This is a genomic window from Microcystis sp. M079S1, assembly GCF_020246425.1.
In the GTDB taxonomy this organism is placed as follows: Bacteria; Cyanobacteriota; Cyanobacteriia; order Cyanobacteriales; family Microcystaceae; genus Microcystis; species Microcystis aeruginosa.
In genome coordinates this window covers 19,340-33,867 of record NZ_JADBSZ010000339.1, presented here as the reverse complement: position 1 = coordinate 33,867, position 14,528 = coordinate 19,340, and the positions used below count along the sequence as shown (strand labels likewise).

The window sequence follows — 14,528 nt, the reverse complement described above, 5'->3', positions numbered from 1 at the left end:
CTGAAATGGGGCGAAAGTCTGTGGACTCTGTGTAAGACAGTACATGGTTTTTTAACTGTGGTATGCGACGGTGGTGGAAGCAGAAACTTAAATCGTGAGGTTTAGGAATCGCCGCACTTTTAGGGCGGCGAGGATGTCAAACTATTTTCCTTTATTCGTAGCAGGCATTGTACTCTCTTGGGTTTGGTGGGTAAAATGTATTCTAAAATACAGTTCTGCTGGCGAGCAAATGGAACGAACCACAAAGACACAAAGGACACAAAGATTGATCGGTCTTATATAAGTTAAACTTATCACACAAAGAATAAGAGAGCCGGCATTTTACTCCCCTCTCCCTTTGGTTGTGGGGGTAAGGGAAATTAACCATCTCTGCGATTACTTTTGAAAAATGGCATCAGTGACAAAAAAACGGCAATTTTCTACTTAAGACTGTCCACTAAAAACTAACATCTGATCACTGATAACTGATAACTGATCACTGATAACTGATAACCGCTCAGGTACAATAAAACCTTGAGGCTTAATAGACATTGAGATTATGGGTAACACTTTCGGACGACTATTTCGGGTTTCCACTTTTGGAGAATCTCACGGGGGTGGGGTAGGAGTGGTTATCGATGGTTGTCCCCCGCGCTTAGAAATTTCCCAAGAGGAGATTCAAATCGATTTAGACCGTCGCAAACCGGGACAAAGCAGAATCGTGACCCCGCGTCGGGAAAATGACATTTGTGAGATAATTTCGGGCGTTTTTGACGGCAAAACCCTCGGTACACCGATCGCTATTTTAGTGCGGAATCAGGATGCTCGTTCGCAAGATTACAACGAAATGGCCGAGAAATTCCGACCTTCCCATGCGGATGCCACCTACGAAGCAAAATACGGCATTCGCAACTGGAAAGGAGGAGGCAGATCTTCGGCCCGGGAAACCATCGGCCGGGTGGCTGCAGGAGCGATCGCTAAAAAAATCCTTAAATCTGTCTATAATGTCGAGATTATCGGCTATGTGAAGCGAATTAAAGATATTGAGGCAATCATCGACCCCAACACCGTCACCCTCGACGAGGTGGAAAGTAATATAGTGCGTTGTCCCAACGGGGAAACGGCCGCCAAAATGATCGCCCTGATCGACCAAATTCGCCTGAATAAAGACTCGATCGGCGGTGTGGTGGAATGTGTAGCCAGAAATGTGCCGAAAGGTCTAGGAGAACCCGTTTTTGATAAGCTAGAAGCCGATTTAGCTAAAGGGATGATGTCCTTACCCGCGAGTAAGGGATTTGAAATCGGATCGGGATTCGCGGGAACCTTCTTAACCGGCAGCGAACACAATGACGAGTATTTTATCGATGATAACGGGGAAATTCGCACCAATAGCAATCGTTCGGGGGGCATTCAAGGGGGAATCAGTAACGGTGAAAATATTATTATCCGCATCGCTTTTAAACCGACCGCGACTATCGGTAAAGAACAAAAAACCGTGACGCGCAGCGGGGAAGAAACCACCCTGGCAGCCAAAGGAAGACACGATCCTTGTGTTTTACCCCGAGCGGTCCCGATGGTAGAAGCGATGATGGCTTTGGTATTATGCGATCATCTGCTCCGTTTTCAGGGACAATGTACGATTAGCGATCGCTTTTTCTAAACCTTTACCCGCGATGAAATTTTTATTCCTTCATGCCAATTTTCCCGCCCAATTTCGCCATTTAATCACGGTTTTGGCTCAAGACCCCCGAAATCAAGTGATTTTCGGCACTACCAGGCAAGAGGGAGAGATAGCGGGGGTAAAAAAATTTATTTACAAGGAAAGTCGCGCTGTTTCTCCCCAAACCCATCATTATGTCCGTCCCCTCGAAAGTGCGGTTTTGCAAGGTCAAGCGGTTTATGCTGTTTGCCAACAACTGAAAAATCAAGGATTTTATCCCGATATTGTCTATGCACATTCTGGCTGGGGGCCAGGCCTATTTATCAAGGATATTTTCCCGAAAACTAAGTTTTTAGCCTATTTTGAATGGTTTTATCATGCCCATGGTTCCGATGCTGATTTTGATCCGGCGGATCCCCTTAATGCTGATGCCGAAGCCCGGATTAGAATTAAAAATGCGCCAATCCTCATCGATCTGGTCAGTTGCGATCGAGGTTTAGCGCCGACTATCTGGCAAAAACAACAATTTCCCCGCGAATTTCACTCGAAACTCACGGTTTTACACGATGGCATCGATACGGACTATTTTTGTCCCCGTCCCGATGTGCAGTTAGTGATTCCAGAGATAGGTTTAGATTTATCCGGTGTTAAGGAGATTGTCACCTATGCAACCCGGGGAATGGAACCCTATCGCGGTTTTCCCCAATTTATGACGGCTGTTTCCCTAATTTTAGCCCGTCGGCCTAACTGTCATGTGGTGATTGTCGGTGAGGATCGGGTCGCTTATGGGAAAACTCTACCGGACGGCAAAACCTATAAACAATTGATGTTAGAAAGCCTTTCTTTGGATTTATCCCGGGTGCATTTTACCGGTTCTCTGCCCTACGGTCAATATAAACAGGTTTTACAGGCATCAGCGGCCCATATCTATCTTACTCGTCCTTTTGTGCTTTCTTGGTCAATGTTAGAGGCCATGGCCATGGGTTGCGTCGTGATTGGTTCCGATACTCCCCCCGTGCGAGAATTAATTACTGATCGGGAAAATGGTTTATTAGTGGATTTCTTTTCTCCCCAACAAATAGCCGATCGCGTGGATGAAGTGTTAGATTATCCCCAGGGTTGGCAAAATCTGCGTTTAAATGCCAGGGAAACTATCAAGCAACGCTACGACCTCAAGCAATGTTTACAGGAGCATCTAGATTGGTTATTGAGTTGATTTTTCAGTGAACAGTAATCAGTGAATAGTAAACAGTAAACAGTAATCAGTGAAAAGAAAGCTGCGAACTTGCCAGGTAATTAGTCACCGCAATAAGGACAACCTTATTGACAATGACTAAACATAGAAGTATTACCGGGTAAGGGTTTCTCAATCAACATATATGAAATACTTATACTAAATCCAGTTATTAAAGACTGATTATCTATTCCTCCTACCCCCCCTTGTCCTAGGGTTGATTCAAGGTAGGGTTGATTCATGAATCAACCCTACCCGACATCGGGGGGGGGCGGGGGTTGGGGGGGTTGCCTCTTGCCTGTCCTGATATGTAACATATACTCAACGGATTTAGTATTACCTGCTCGTCTTTCTTCTAATAATACGGAGGCGATAAAACGGTTAAAAACTTGTTCCCTTTCGCTGGAATATTGAAAATTTAATTCTTGGCATTCTGCAACTGTTAAGTTAACCCATAATCTTTAGATAGGCAGAAAAAATTACCATTTTATATTGTTATGTTGATTCAATAATTTTTATCCCTGCTCTAAATTCCCGCAGTGCTTGAGCATGATTTTCTGTATTAATACAGCGCATCAATAAGCCTACATCTAAACTCGGTAAAAGTTGCGATTTACTAACAGCTTCATATCCCTCATTTCCTAAACTATAAAACAATAACTCATCATTCATCCAAAACCAAACTTCGGGAATTTGTAAGCGTTTGTATGCTTCCAGTTTATTAATTCCTCCACTACTAACAACCACCTCAATCACTAAATCAGGATGTTTTCTATTTGCTCCCAACTCATAGGATTTATCACCTTCTCTTTTAACCTTTTCAAATTCATTTTCTAAGGTGACAGAACCAGTAGGAGTAAAATCTAATCCCAAAAATTCTAAATAAATTTCTAGTAAAGCACCAATACGTTCTTTGATAGTTTCGTGTTTTTTCCCTGGCATTTTTCTAATCTCCAAAACTCCATCTAAAAAAGATAACCTTAACCCTGGGCGATCGATTAGCTGTTCAACAGCTTTAAATTCTCTCCAGGTTAAGTCACTAATTAAAATTGGTTCTGCTTCTCGTTCGATGAGTGTAGTTATCATAATTTAAACCCAAATTTAGAGCGTGAATTTTGTTGACTATGATATGATATAAAAACAGAGTATCATAAAAAACATCATGCAAGCATACAAACTCAAAGGAAAAATTGATCAATCTGGTAACTTGCTGATTACCGAACCCCTGAATTTACCCCCCGGAAATGTGGAAATTGTAGTTTGGGCAGCCACAGATACCCTTGATCATACCACAACCCCAACCACTGAACCAGCACCAGAAGCACCAAAAAGAAAATCTAGGATCAAAGCATTTCAGGGTTTATTTGAAAATGCCCCTGCCATTCCGGCAGACTTTGATCCAGATCAAGCTAAATATGAATATTTAAAGGAGAAATATAACCTGTGAAAATCCTGATAGATACTAATATCATTATTGATAATGCCTTAGAAAGAGAACCTTTTTGGAATGCAAGTGAACAAGTTTTATCACTAATTGAAAAAGGCACAATTGCAGGTTATATTTCCGCCTCAACTTTTAGTGATTTGTATTATATTATCCGTAAGGCAAGAGGTCGAGATTGGACGCTTACTTATTTAAAGCAGTTAATTACTTTTTGTCAAATTGCTACAGTAAATCAGGATGCAATTATAATGGCTTTCACAACCAATTTTCAGGATTTTGAAGATTCTATTCAATACTCTACCGCGGTAGTTAATAAATTGGATGCAATTATTACCCGTAATCCTCAAGATTTCCCCATTGTCACACCACGAATTATCACTCCTGAACAATTAATTGCCGAATTAACCAACTCTCATTAGCAAATTTAGTGGTTTTAATAATGTATCGGGAGCATAAAAAATGTCTAAACTTAAAGAGTTCATCTATTACCAAAATTCTATGACTCGCTGGTTTAATATTGCAGGTCCCTGTTCCAACGATATCCACTATATGCTCTCTCCCACAGTCAGATTACCAGATTTAGAGGAGTTAATTCAACAACGTAGTTATTTTGTCCTTCACGCACCACGACAAACAGGGAAAACCACAGCAATGTTATCCCTAGCAAAACAACTTACCCATACTGGAAATTATGCCGCAGTCATGGTGTCAGTGGAAGTAGGAAGTGCATTTAATCATGATCCTACTGCCGCAGAATTAGCAATTTTAGGGACTTGGTATAATACAATAAATATCCGCTTACCGAAAGAATTGCAACCACCTGCTAAACAATGGCAACAGGAAGAACCGGGAAATAGAATTAATGATTTTTTAACAGGTTGGGCAAAAGCTATCAATCGTCCCATAGTATTATTTATAGATGAAATCGACTCTTTACAAGACCAAACATTAATATCAGTTTTACGACAGTTAAGAGATGGTTTTCCTAATCGTCCAGAAAATTTCCCGACCTCAGTAGGATTAATTGGTTTACGAGATGTGAGAGATTATAAGGTAGCATCTGGTGGTAGTGATAGATTAAATACTTCTAGTCCTTTTAATATAAAAGTTGCTTCTCTGACTATGCGAAATTTTAATCTTGCAGAAGTAGGAGAATTATATCAACAACATACAGTAGCAACTGGACAAATTTTCACACCAGAAGCTATAGAAACAGCGTTTGATTTAACCCAAGGACAACCTTGGTTAGTCAATGCTTTAGCTAAAGAAATTGTAGAAAAAATGGTAAAAAATAGAATTATTGCTATTACTAAAGAACATATCTTAACAGCTAAGGAGATATTAATTGCTCGTCAAGATACTCATTTAGATAGTTTAGCGGAAAAACTCAGGGAAAAACGAGTTAAAAACATTATTGAACCAATTTTAGCAGGGCAAACATTACCTGATACTTTAGCAGATGATAGGCAATATTTAATAGATTTAGGATTATTAAGACGTGATCCAATGGGGGGATTAGTTATTTCTAACCCCATATATCGTGAAGTAATTCCCCGCGTTTTAGTACAAGGAACTCAGGATAGTTTACCTTTAATTAGTCCTAGTTGGTTGACGGCAAAAGGTGAATTAAATATAGATGCTTTATTAACAGCATTTCTCAAATTTTGGCGACAACAGGTCGAACCATTATTAAGTAGTGCTGCTTACCATGAAATTGCCCCCTATATTGTATTAATGGCTTTTTTACATCGTGTGGTTAATGGTGGGGGGGTTTTAGAAAGGGAATATGCAATTGGTAGTGATAGAATGGATTTATGTCTGCGTTATAAAGATGTAATTTTAGGTATTGAATTAAAAGTATGGCGGGATAAAAAACGCGATCCGCAAGCTGATGGAATTGAACAATTAGAATCTTATTTAAGACGTTTAGGTTTAGATTTTGGTTGGTTACTTATCTTCGATAGACGGAAAAATGCTTTACCAATGGAAGAAAGGTTATCAACTGAGGTTGTGCTGACGGAAAATCAATATAGAATTACTGTGATTCGGGCTTGAGTGTTTCCAAAACTCACTGTTTGCGTTACATTTCATTAACGCACCCTACAGGATTAACTTTTAGAATTTTGCTAAACTAGAAATAGATAGAAAACAAGGAAATATAAAGCTATGACAGTTGCTAATTCATCACTTTCTTAACAATACATACTTGATATTGAACCAGAAGGACGTTTAACTTTACCCCAAGAAATCCAACAAATTCTTAATTTACAATCTGGAGATAGATTAATCTTAACTCTGGAAGATAGCGGCAACCTCCAATTAGTCAGCCTCAAACAACAAGTTAAAAAATTAAGAGGTTTATTAAAAGATAAATCACCTGATAGAAATTTAGTAGATGAACTTATTCAAGAACGCAGACAGGAGTATTTAAGTGAATAAATTTGTGTTAGATGCTGCTGCCTTTTTAGCTTATCTTAGAGATGAACCAGGAGCAGAAATTGTAGAAAATGCCTAATACTTTTTAACAACTGAAAATTTGGAACTGCATTCAAACCAGTAATAAGGTAGGTTACATTTTACATTGTACTCTTTACTCTTTACTCTTTACCAAAGTTCGGGAATTTGTAAGCGTTTGTATGCTTCCAGTTTATTAATTCCTCCACTACTAACAACCACCTCAATCACTAAATCAGGATGTTTTCTATTGGCTCCCAACTCATAGGATTTATCACCTTCTCTTTTAACCTTTTCAAATTCATTTTCTAAGGTGACAGAACCAGTAGGAGTAAAATCTAATCCCAAAAATTCTCAATAAATTTCTACTAAAGAAGCATTTTTCTAATCTCCAAAACTCCATCTAAAAAAGATAAACTTAACCCTAGACGCTCGATTAGCTGTTCAACAGCTTTAAATTCTCTCCAAGTTAAGTCACTAATTAAAATTGGTTCTGTTTCTCGTTCGATGAGTGTAGTTATCATAATTTAAACCCAAATTTAGAGAGGGAATTTTTCTCAACATGATATCAGATAAAAGTTGTTAGGGTTAGGAGTCAGTAGTCAGGAGAATTAAGAATGAATAATAAGCAATTGAATGGTCTATTTACAGATTTTATGCCATTTAATCCTTATTTTTGACGTTTTTGAACCCTCAAAAATTAATTATGCAAGAAAATTACTTGTTAATACTGCACACTTAAAACTCAAATCTGATAACTGATAACTGATAACTGTCTTACTCGGCTTTTACCAAACCCTGAGAGCGAATACAGGCCTGTTCCCAGCGACAATCCGGATTAACTTCCACCGGTTTGAGTCGCGCCCATATTTCGCCTTGATCATCGGCATAAAAACTATCGATAATAGCGGCAATACGAGTACCGAAAGGTTCGGTAATCAGGACAGAATCGGTCAGATTAAATACTTCACCATTAGCTCCCGTCGCTTTTTCGATGACGGGAATTTCTGCTTTGGGAATTGGTTTTCGGAATAGAGGAGCCGAATCGGAACGGGGACGGAAAGGAGATTTTATCTCGCTACTGACTGATTTTACCGTTTCTGCGGCTGGTTTTTCCTCGATGATTTCTGAAGGGGTTTCCGGGGGTTTGGGGGGTACTGCGGCCCTAGAACCCTTTTTAATAATTTGTAGAGGTTGTAGGGGAGGAGTGGCTTTAATTGGCTCTTCGGGGGGTTCAGGGGTGCTAGGGGTTTTCTTCGGGGGACGTGGCATGATACGACAAGGAAAATAAAAACTATAGAATTATTGAAGCACATCGAGCCGCTAACCCGCTCGACCGATGCTGGTATCAATTTTGCTGTGGCTAATTCTTCCCTGGCCCTAGGGCCAGACACCCGCACTACAGCTATCTACGAATTAGTCGATTCCCCTCTACCCTCCAACTTATTGAAAAAAGTTCTCATTAAGTATTGACAAAAATTCCTAATAAGCTTATAGTTATTTATAGTGTTCTCCTCTTAAGGATCGGCAGTGGAACCGCGCGGCAGTCTCTAACAATGCGGTTCCCATTTTTTTTGGGGAACGATAGAAGGCTTTTAACGTCTCTAAACTTCTAGGTTTCCTCATCCTTTGGCTTTTATGAACGATAATTCCGACCTGTACCTCGATCATCTCACCCATGCGGATACTGTCATTACTGCTGAAATTGTCGAGCATGAGAGTCAATCAACAGATGAGACAGATTGGGCAGCTCTATCCTCTCATTTACGTCAACAAAATCAAGAATTACAAGCGGAGATCTGGCGACGGGAGCAAGCTCTCGGGGAACTGCGATCGCAGTTAGCCGAGCAACATCGTCGCTGGCAAAGTTGCGATACCCTAATCCAGCAGCAAAACGAGGAACTGCAATACGAAAAGCAACAATTACAGCGAGCTTTAGGAGAAATCGAACAGTATCGTCAAGCAGAACAACGGCAACCGATGATTATTGCCAATTTGACCGCAGAATTGACCCGCACGCGTCAACAATTAGCCCGTTTAGAGCGAGAATGTGCCTTAATTCAGGAAAGTTATCAGGAAAAAAGCCAAAAACTGTGCAACTATGACCAGCAATTGCAGGAATTACGCACCCGTCTTCAACGTCAGCAACGCTACACCCTCCAGTATAAAGCGGCCTTGGCCCAGTATTTCCAGCGCGGTAGCGATCGCAATTCTCCCCCGGATTTAGCCATTGTCGCCAAGGCAGCCGCAATCGAGCCTTGGTCTCAGACAGAGAATCAAGAAAGGGATGAAGTGGCTCCCATCGATGAGTTTTTAGCGGAATTAGAGACAATTGAGCCAGTAGAATCCTTAAATAAGAAAGATAGGGATTGGCCCGCACCTATCATCTCCCCTTCCCCGAAATATTCCTCTTTTCGGGTTGATTTGCCCACTTTTATTAAATATCGCCAAGAAGAAAATAATTCCTAAACAACAGAAAGAGAGCCGGCGACTGTCCATGTTTCGTCTCGGCTCTCTATTCTGGTTCGCTCCTCACACTAATTAAAATCTATCATAAGCTGATGGTTTTGTCCACTAAATTCGTAAAAGTTAATATTTTTATAGTTCCGTCATTGGCAGCAGTTGCCATTTTTGACGGAGAAGACGGTTAAGTAGTTTTTGACTGACGCTAATCAGGATTAATCTCGATCGCTGAATTGAGGCTGATTCTCCGATAATGCGACAGTTACGCTCAAAATTGAGCATTGCCTCGCAAAAATTTGCGGTTAGGGGATAGGGTTTCTGGCGTTCCCAACAATCACAAACGGTTAAAATTTGCAGGATTAAAGCTATTTCGGCGGGATGATGCCACGATAATAGTTCAGACTCGATTAATCTAATTTTTTCCCTATTGAGCAGTTGTAACAAACTAGAATAGCGAGCGTGAGTGTATTGAAATAAAAAGAAAAATTCTCCTCTGGGATGGAGAGGAAGCTCATCCGAGAAAAATTGATCGATTAAATCGTTTAGTTTCAGTAACCAAAAGGACAAAAATTGCTGATCTAATAATAATTCTAGCCATCCTTCTTTAAGCTGAATTTGCGGAAAAAGGACGATTAAATGGTTAAATATGGTTTGACATTGAGCGGGCGTAAAATAATAAAACAGAGGTGAACGATAGAGGACACTATCAGTTTTTGGGCAACGATAGAAAGTTAATTTATGGTTGTTTTCTGGAAAAATATTAATTAATTGTTGTTTTAAACAATGCTCGATCGAGGGATGATTGCAGATAAAATTCATACTCAGAAGGGTAAACGTAGTCGTGCCAAATTAATTGCCATTGGTGAGATGGATACTATGGTCAAAGCAAATTTTTAGCTTAAGATGGATATAGGCGATCGGATAGTCTTTCTCTTGTCAGAAACTTCAGACTATCTCTAGGGGCTTACCTCTGTCAATCCAGGGGGTTGCACTTCACTTTTGCATGGGTGCTATATCTAATATATTATCGAAGGAGACTATCATGAAAGGGGAGTTTACTGCTATCATTGAAGCGGCAACAGAAGGGGGATACTGGGCGATTTGTCCTGAAATCCCAGGTGCAAATGGTCAAGGAGAAACCATTGAAGAAGCCAAGGAAAGCTAAAAAAATAGGCACTCATGCAAGAGGTAGTTAGCTCTGTGTAATTAATTTTACTTAGGTACTGATAATAAATTTATTCTTTAATTTGAAAAAGGAAAAGCCACAATGTCACAAACTATTCAATTTCATCAAATTTTAGAAATGATTGACAATCTTTCCTGTGATGAACAAGATGATTTAATCAGTATTATTCGACATAGACAAATTGAAAAAAGACGAGAAGAAATCGCCAAGAATATCCATCAAGCGCGTCAAGACTACCAACAAGGGAAAGTCTTTCGGGGAAACATTGATGATATTATCGCAGAATTAAACAATGACTAAATTAATTCTAAGCTCATCCTTTAAACGAGCTTTTAAGATAATCATTAAAAGCCGACCCGATTTAAAAAGCAAAATTGAGGCTAAATTAAGATTACTTGCTGAGGATCCCTATAATCCTATATTACGCACTCATAAACTTAAAGGGAAATTATCAGGAGCCTGGGCTTGTTCGGTTGAATATGATTGTCGTATTGTCTTTTGCTTTGAGCAAAATCAAGAAACCTTGCAAGAAGAAATCAATTTAATCGATATTGGAACTCATGATCAAGTATATTAATAGTCTTGCCACCCTCGATCTCTTGAAGAAATATTTTTATTCATGTCGTCTTTTCTGTTAGACTTGATTTTTGTCAATTATTGATCAGTAATTCCCAGATTTCTCCCCTATTATTGCCCTGGGAATTAATATTTCGTCTGGCTTTTACCCTTTGAATATTATAATCTTTATATAAATCATCAAAAAAATTATTGTCAGAGTCAAAGTTTTTAACGTCGGAATTACTTAAAATAAATTTATAACCTGCCCGATCGACTCGATCGATAAATTGTTTTAATCTTATTTGCTCCTCATCGTTAAAATCTTCTTTAGTATAAGAGGTAAAAGCTGATGTTTTTTTAATCGGTTTATAGGGAGGATCAAAATAAAATAAAGTCTTGTTATTGGCATAATTTAGGGTTTGGACAAAATCTCCTTGTAGGATCGTTACTTTTTGTAAATGATGGTTGACAGCTAATAAGTTTTCTTCATTGCAGATCAATGGTTTGACATATTTTCCAAAAGGGACATTAAAGAGTCCTTTGCTATTGACTCTATAAAGTCCATTAAAACAAGTTTTATTGAGAAATAATAACAAAACTGTTTTTTCTAGATCGTCATCGCAGCTGCGAGAATTAAATTCTATTCTTTTATCCAAAAAAAACTTTTGTTGTTCCTCTAGATTTTTAAGTTCATAAAAATCCTGCTGAATTTTTTTAAGCTTGACTATTAATTCTTTGACATTATTTTTAATAACATTATAAGCCCTGATTAAATCAGGATTGATGTCATTAATAATGACTTTTTGTACAGAAGAAAAATTATTTAAGACTGAGAATAAAACTGCCCCACCTCCGACAAAAGGTTCAATGTAGTTAAACTGACAATCTTGAGAAATCTGGGAATTAATCAAAGATAGAATATTGGGAACCAGTTGAGTTTTGCCTCCCGCCCACTTTAAAAAAGGTTTGCCGCTAACTGTTTTCCTTTGAGACAAAGAAGTGGTCATTATTCCTACCAGATTATCCTAATTTATTCAATTTACAGCGCAATTCACGAAAACCTGAGCAGAGAATGCGTTACGCTGGGCTAACGCATCTGAATATCCAATATAAGTAACTGATTATAATTAAATTGAAGATAGATTTTGGCTTTGATCCCCCCTGCCCCCTTAATAAGGGGGGTATCGGACAATTTTTAACACCTACCTACTTATCTATTAGATATCAGAAAGGTAAACGGGGCATTTTTTTCAATACTGATTCAATTTGGTTGATTAAATCCAGCAGACGATTGCCATCCACATGAACCTCGCTGGTGGGATAATTGTCGAGGACTTCGATGATTTGAATCTCGTTATCGTTGAGGGCAGAAGTGACTAAGGAACCCCGTAAAGCTTGCCGACTAGCAGCCCGATTGGGGGTGTGGACAATTTCGGCGGCATAATCTAGCAAACTTTCGCCAAAAAAACTATTAAGAAATTTGGAAAGAAAGACGGCATCCACCGCTACCCGACGATTAAGGATTTTACGGAATTCTTCGGGTTTTTGGTTAGCCATCTTTAATTGTGCCGCTAAAGCGGGAGCTAATTCGCCTGTTTCGCTCAATTGCTTTAATTCTGATACCGATACAGACCCTTGGAAGATGTAGTATTTGATGATAGCTGATTCGGCGGCTGACAAAGACTGACAAACACCGAGAAAGATAGATATTCCTAGGGGAAGTAAAAGATTTTTGAACATAAACCAAAAGTGCAAAACAAGCGAGAAGCGGTCGGGATGATTGACTCATTCTAGCGGGATTGGTTGCCGCTTAGGAAAAACTTAAGACGGGGTTGATTATCTAGAGATGAATTTTTTAGTCACCCAACTAGAAGCAGAAAGCTGATAGCTTAATGCCAATCATTAATTTACATTCGCGAGAGGGCAGCGATTTTTGCTAGTTTATCTTTTTCCAAACCGTTGAGATCCTCTAGCTTTAACCATCCTTCCTTTAACAGTTGAGCAAAGACAAAAATTAGGGAAGTATAGCGATAGTCATATTTACCATCAATCTGATGTCGTCGGGCGCTTAGATAATCGTGCATTTGCCAGATATCATCTAAAACCGTGATCTGACCAGACTGTTCTTTAATATGTTCTATTAAAGTGCTAGTTTCTCGCTGATAGGCTTTTTGGAAAGCAGTTTGAGCAATTTCTTGTTCGGTATCTGACCAAATTATTTCACTCATAGGCATGATTTTAGTTTTAGGGATGATAATTTTGGGTTTTTGAACTACCATGACTCTTTTCGCCGACATCTGTTAAGAATGATTGTTTAGTTATTCTTACCTAGATCAGAGAAGAAACCGGTGTATTTCCCAATTTTTTAAGTCAGCCTTTTAATTGTAGAAAAAAAAGAGTTCACTTGACAAGGAACTCTAATAAGTTTCATCAGAATTTTTAATGATTTCTCTCAGTAGCTATTTAGCCACGGGCAAAGTTTAATAATTCTTTCGGAGAAGCTAATAAATCGATCGCTACGAAGAAAATTTTATTATCAGGAGTTAGGAGGAAGCGCCATGCCATATTCATACCCACACCCGCACCAAACCAGGGGGTTTGTACTTTTCCCGTCACTTTAATCTGAGTAAAACCGTCATCGGCGGGTTCCACTACGCCGCATTCGGGGATTAATTTCAAATTTTGGCATTCTTCGCGGAAAAAGCGATATACTGCCTCTTTACCGACGATGGGACGTTGGAAAGGTGGTTGCAGAGCGCCGTCAGGGGTGAATAATTCAATTAATACATCAAAGTCATTGGCGTTGAGGTTGTCCATATAGTTGAGGACGGTGGCATTGGTAACGCCTTCAATGCTAACTTTGGTCCGTTCGGCAATATTTTGGGGAGGAACCACGGGTTCGGAAATACGGTTATAATCGCCCAGTTTCTTGGGATCATAGCCCATATCGACCACACAATTCCGCAGAACGGTGATTTGTTGTCCAGACTCTAATTTTTTAATCCCGTCTAAAACGGCGGTAGCATTAGCAGATAGTTCATAACCCTTGGGAATTGGGGCAACACTGCCATCTTCCATCCATTGTCCTAATTGATACCAGAATCCCAGCTTGATATTAGCAGACCAAGTGCCGTAGGTACGACAAATCGGGGTGTCAGCATGGTTCGCTAAGTCGCACATCACCTGCGACTGTTGCAGGGGTGACATCTGCCGAATTTCATTCATGGTTTTTTCGGCAAACACCATACTAGCAGCGCCGGGGGCGGCAACGGTGATGGTTTTGCCCATTTCTAGATAGGCAAACCAAATCAAGGCTAGTTGATCTTCGGTATTCAGCTGATTGAAACGCGCAATCGTGGCAGGAACCACATCCGCTGATAGCGTGTTGGGGAAAATGCTCCGCGCTGATTCGATCGTAAACGGCATAGATTCACCTTGAAGTAAAGTTTTGTATCAATTTACTCTCATTCTATCATATTTGCGCCCCAAGGCAGCACCGATGGAGAAACTTTCCCAAAAAAAGCTGTACTTTAGATCACACTTGCCCGGG

Annotated in this window: 17 protein-coding genes and 1 pseudogene; 10 read left to right on the top strand and 8 right to left on the bottom strand. The window is 39.6% G+C overall.

Features of this window, described 5'->3' with window-relative positions:
- Positions 1–538: 538 nt before the first annotated feature.
- Complete coding sequence (gene aroC, locus IM456_RS21960; RefSeq protein ID WP_287693627.1) at positions 539–1,639, top strand: chorismate synthase; 1,101 nt, start codon at positions 539–541, stop codon at positions 1,637–1,639.
- Positions 1,640–1,652: 13 nt separating this feature from the next.
- Entirely contained in the window at positions 1,653–2,855 is a 1,203-nt protein-coding gene (locus tag IM456_RS21955) for a glycosyltransferase family 4 protein (RefSeq protein WP_287693625.1), read from the top strand.
- Positions 2,856–3,368: 513 nt separating this feature from the next.
- On the opposite strand, the gene IM456_RS21950 is transcribed toward IM456_RS21955, so the two are convergent.
- Positions 3,369–3,959, bottom strand: a complete 591-nt coding sequence (locus tag IM456_RS21950; protein WP_002756824.1) for a Uma2 family endonuclease — start codon at positions 3,957–3,959, stop codon at positions 3,369–3,371.
- 76 nt (positions 3,960–4,035) lie between these two features.
- Here IM456_RS21950 and IM456_RS21945 point away from each other — a divergent pair, with 76 nt between their 5' ends.
- The 3 genes from IM456_RS21945 (at position 4,036) to IM456_RS21935 (ending at position 6,372) form a co-directional block, all read left to right on the top strand.
- Positions 4,036–4,320: a hypothetical protein gene (locus IM456_RS21945; protein WP_002756821.1), complete on the top strand. Its 285-nt coding sequence runs from the start codon at positions 4,036–4,038 to the stop codon at positions 4,318–4,320.
- Positions 4,317–4,736 carry a type II toxin-antitoxin system VapC family toxin gene (locus tag IM456_RS21940; RefSeq protein WP_002799496.1) on the top strand — a complete coding sequence of 140 codons (420 nt, stop codon included), beginning with the start codon at positions 4,317–4,319 and terminating at the stop codon, positions 4,734–4,736. Before IM456_RS21945 ends, IM456_RS21940 begins: the two co-directional genes overlap by 4 nt.
- Positions 4,737–4,815: 79 nt before the next feature.
- Positions 4,816–6,372 carry an AAA-like domain-containing protein gene (locus IM456_RS21935; protein WP_287693631.1) on the top strand — a complete coding sequence of 519 codons (1,557 nt, stop codon included), beginning with the start codon at positions 4,816–4,818 and terminating at the stop codon, positions 6,370–6,372.
- 552 nt (positions 6,373–6,924) lie between these two features.
- Here IM456_RS21935 and IM456_RS21930 read toward each other — a convergent pair.
- Together IM456_RS21930 and IM456_RS21925 are read right to left on the bottom strand one after the other, a co-directional pair.
- A pseudogene (locus tag IM456_RS21930) lies at positions 6,925–7,295 on the bottom strand (Uma2 family endonuclease); the annotation flags it as partial.
- Between the two features lie 253 nt (positions 7,296–7,548).
- Complete coding sequence (locus IM456_RS21925; RefSeq protein WP_149985314.1) at positions 7,549–8,043, bottom strand: hypothetical protein; 495 nt, start codon at positions 8,041–8,043, stop codon at positions 7,549–7,551.
- Positions 8,044–8,076: 33 nt separating this feature from the next.
- On the opposite strand from IM456_RS21925, the gene IM456_RS21920 reads away from it, so the two are divergent.
- The gene (locus IM456_RS21920; RefSeq protein ID WP_172970460.1) at positions 8,077–8,244 is read left to right on the top strand and encodes a hypothetical protein; all 168 of its coding nucleotides are present in this window, start codon (positions 8,077–8,079) and stop codon (positions 8,242–8,244) included.
- Between the two features lie 165 nt (positions 8,245–8,409).
- Positions 8,410–9,240 (top strand): hypothetical protein, encoded by an 831-nt coding sequence (locus IM456_RS21915; RefSeq protein WP_002798321.1) that lies wholly within the window; start codon positions 8,410–8,412, stop codon positions 9,238–9,240.
- 129 nt (positions 9,241–9,369) lie between these two features.
- Here IM456_RS21915 and IM456_RS21910 read toward each other — a convergent pair whose 3' ends face one another.
- On the bottom strand, positions 9,370–10,053 hold the full coding sequence (locus IM456_RS21910; RefSeq protein WP_287693620.1) for a DALR anticodon-binding domain-containing protein: 684 nt from the start codon (positions 10,051–10,053) through the stop codon (positions 9,370–9,372).
- A gap of 223 nt (positions 10,054–10,276) precedes the next feature.
- Here IM456_RS21910 and IM456_RS21905 point away from each other — a divergent pair, with 223 nt between their 5' ends.
- The 3 genes from IM456_RS21905 to IM456_RS21895 all read left to right on the top strand — a co-directional run bounded on the left by IM456_RS21905 (position 10,277) and on the right by IM456_RS21895 (position 10,997).
- Entirely contained in the window at positions 10,277–10,399 is a 123-nt protein-coding gene (locus tag IM456_RS21905; RefSeq protein ID WP_002798318.1) for a type II toxin-antitoxin system HicB family antitoxin, read from the top strand.
- Between the two features lie 102 nt (positions 10,400–10,501).
- Positions 10,502–10,720: a hypothetical protein gene (locus IM456_RS21900; RefSeq protein ID WP_002798317.1), complete on the top strand. Its 219-nt coding sequence runs from the start codon at positions 10,502–10,504 to the stop codon at positions 10,718–10,720.
- Positions 10,713–10,997 carry a type II toxin-antitoxin system RelE/ParE family toxin gene (locus IM456_RS21895; RefSeq protein ID WP_002798316.1) on the top strand — a complete coding sequence of 95 codons (285 nt, stop codon included), beginning with the start codon at positions 10,713–10,715 and terminating at the stop codon, positions 10,995–10,997. The genes IM456_RS21900 and IM456_RS21895 overlap by 8 nt, the downstream gene beginning before the upstream one ends.
- A gap of 73 nt (positions 10,998–11,070) precedes the next feature.
- Here IM456_RS21895 and IM456_RS21890 read toward each other — a convergent pair whose 3' ends face one another.
- The 4 genes from IM456_RS21890 to IM456_RS21875 all read right to left on the bottom strand — a co-directional run bounded on the left by IM456_RS21890 (position 11,071) and on the right by IM456_RS21875 (position 14,404).
- A complete protein-coding gene (locus tag IM456_RS21890; protein WP_147069426.1) occupies positions 11,071–11,985 on the bottom strand; it encodes a DNA adenine methylase in 915 nt (304 codons plus the stop codon).
- Between the two features lie 217 nt (positions 11,986–12,202).
- A complete protein-coding gene (locus IM456_RS21885; protein ID WP_012265171.1) occupies positions 12,203–12,718 on the bottom strand; it encodes an alpha/beta hydrolase in 516 nt (171 codons plus the stop codon).
- 167 nt (positions 12,719–12,885) lie between these two features.
- Complete coding sequence (gene frp / locus IM456_RS21880) at positions 12,886–13,212, bottom strand: fluorescence recovery protein (protein ID WP_002746320.1); 327 nt, start codon at positions 13,210–13,212, stop codon at positions 12,886–12,888.
- A 229-nt stretch (positions 13,213–13,441) separates the two neighbouring features.
- Positions 13,442–14,404: an orange carotenoid-binding protein gene (locus IM456_RS21875; protein WP_002760936.1), complete on the bottom strand. Its 963-nt coding sequence runs from the start codon at positions 14,402–14,404 to the stop codon at positions 13,442–13,444.
- Positions 14,405–14,528: the final 124 nt, after the last annotated feature.

What these genes read in the sequence shown, in the direction of transcription:
- IM456_RS21905 (WP_002798318.1), top strand. Translation starts at nt 10,277, where the DNA reads ATGAAAGGGGAGTTTACTGCTATCATTGAAGCGGCAACAGAAGGGGGA.
- IM456_RS21945 (WP_002756821.1), top strand. Translation starts at nt 4,036, where the DNA reads ATGCAAGCATACAAACTCAAAGGAAAAATTGATCAATCTGGTAACTTG.
- IM456_RS21900 (WP_002798317.1), top strand. Translation starts at nt 10,502, where the DNA reads ATGTCACAAACTATTCAATTTCATCAAATTTTAGAAATGATTGACAAT.
- IM456_RS21915 (WP_002798321.1), top strand. Translation starts at nt 8,410, where the DNA reads ATGAACGATAATTCCGACCTGTACCTCGATCATCTCACCCATGCGGAT.
- IM456_RS21875 (WP_002760936.1), bottom strand. Translation starts at nt 14,404, where the DNA reads ATGCCGTTTACGATCGAATCAGCGCGGAGCATTTTCCCCAACACGCTA.
- IM456_RS21910 (WP_287693620.1), bottom strand. Translation starts at nt 10,053, where the DNA reads ATGAATTTTATCTGCAATCATCCCTCGATCGAGCATTGTTTAAAACAA.
- IM456_RS21895 (WP_002798316.1), top strand. Translation starts at nt 10,713, where the DNA reads ATGACTAAATTAATTCTAAGCTCATCCTTTAAACGAGCTTTTAAGATA.
- IM456_RS21935 (WP_287693631.1), top strand. Translation starts at nt 4,816, where the DNA reads ATGACTCGCTGGTTTAATATTGCAGGTCCCTGTTCCAACGATATCCAC.
- aroC (WP_287693627.1), top strand. Translation starts at nt 539, where the DNA reads ATGGGTAACACTTTCGGACGACTATTTCGGGTTTCCACTTTTGGAGAA.
- IM456_RS21950 (WP_002756824.1), bottom strand. Translation starts at nt 3,959, where the DNA reads ATGATAACTACACTCATCGAACGAGAAGCAGAACCAATTTTAATTAGT.
- IM456_RS21890 (WP_147069426.1), bottom strand. Translation starts at nt 11,985, where the DNA reads ATGACCACTTCTTTGTCTCAAAGGAAAACAGTTAGCGGCAAACCTTTT.
- IM456_RS21925 (WP_149985314.1), bottom strand. Translation starts at nt 8,043, where the DNA reads ATGCCACGTCCCCCGAAGAAAACCCCTAGCACCCCTGAACCCCCCGAA.
- IM456_RS21955 (WP_287693625.1), top strand. Translation starts at nt 1,653, where the DNA reads ATGAAATTTTTATTCCTTCATGCCAATTTTCCCGCCCAATTTCGCCAT.
- IM456_RS21885 (WP_012265171.1), bottom strand. Translation starts at nt 12,718, where the DNA reads ATGTTCAAAAATCTTTTACTTCCCCTAGGAATATCTATCTTTCTCGGT.
- frp (WP_002746320.1), bottom strand. Translation starts at nt 13,212, where the DNA reads ATGCCTATGAGTGAAATAATTTGGTCAGATACCGAACAAGAAATTGCT.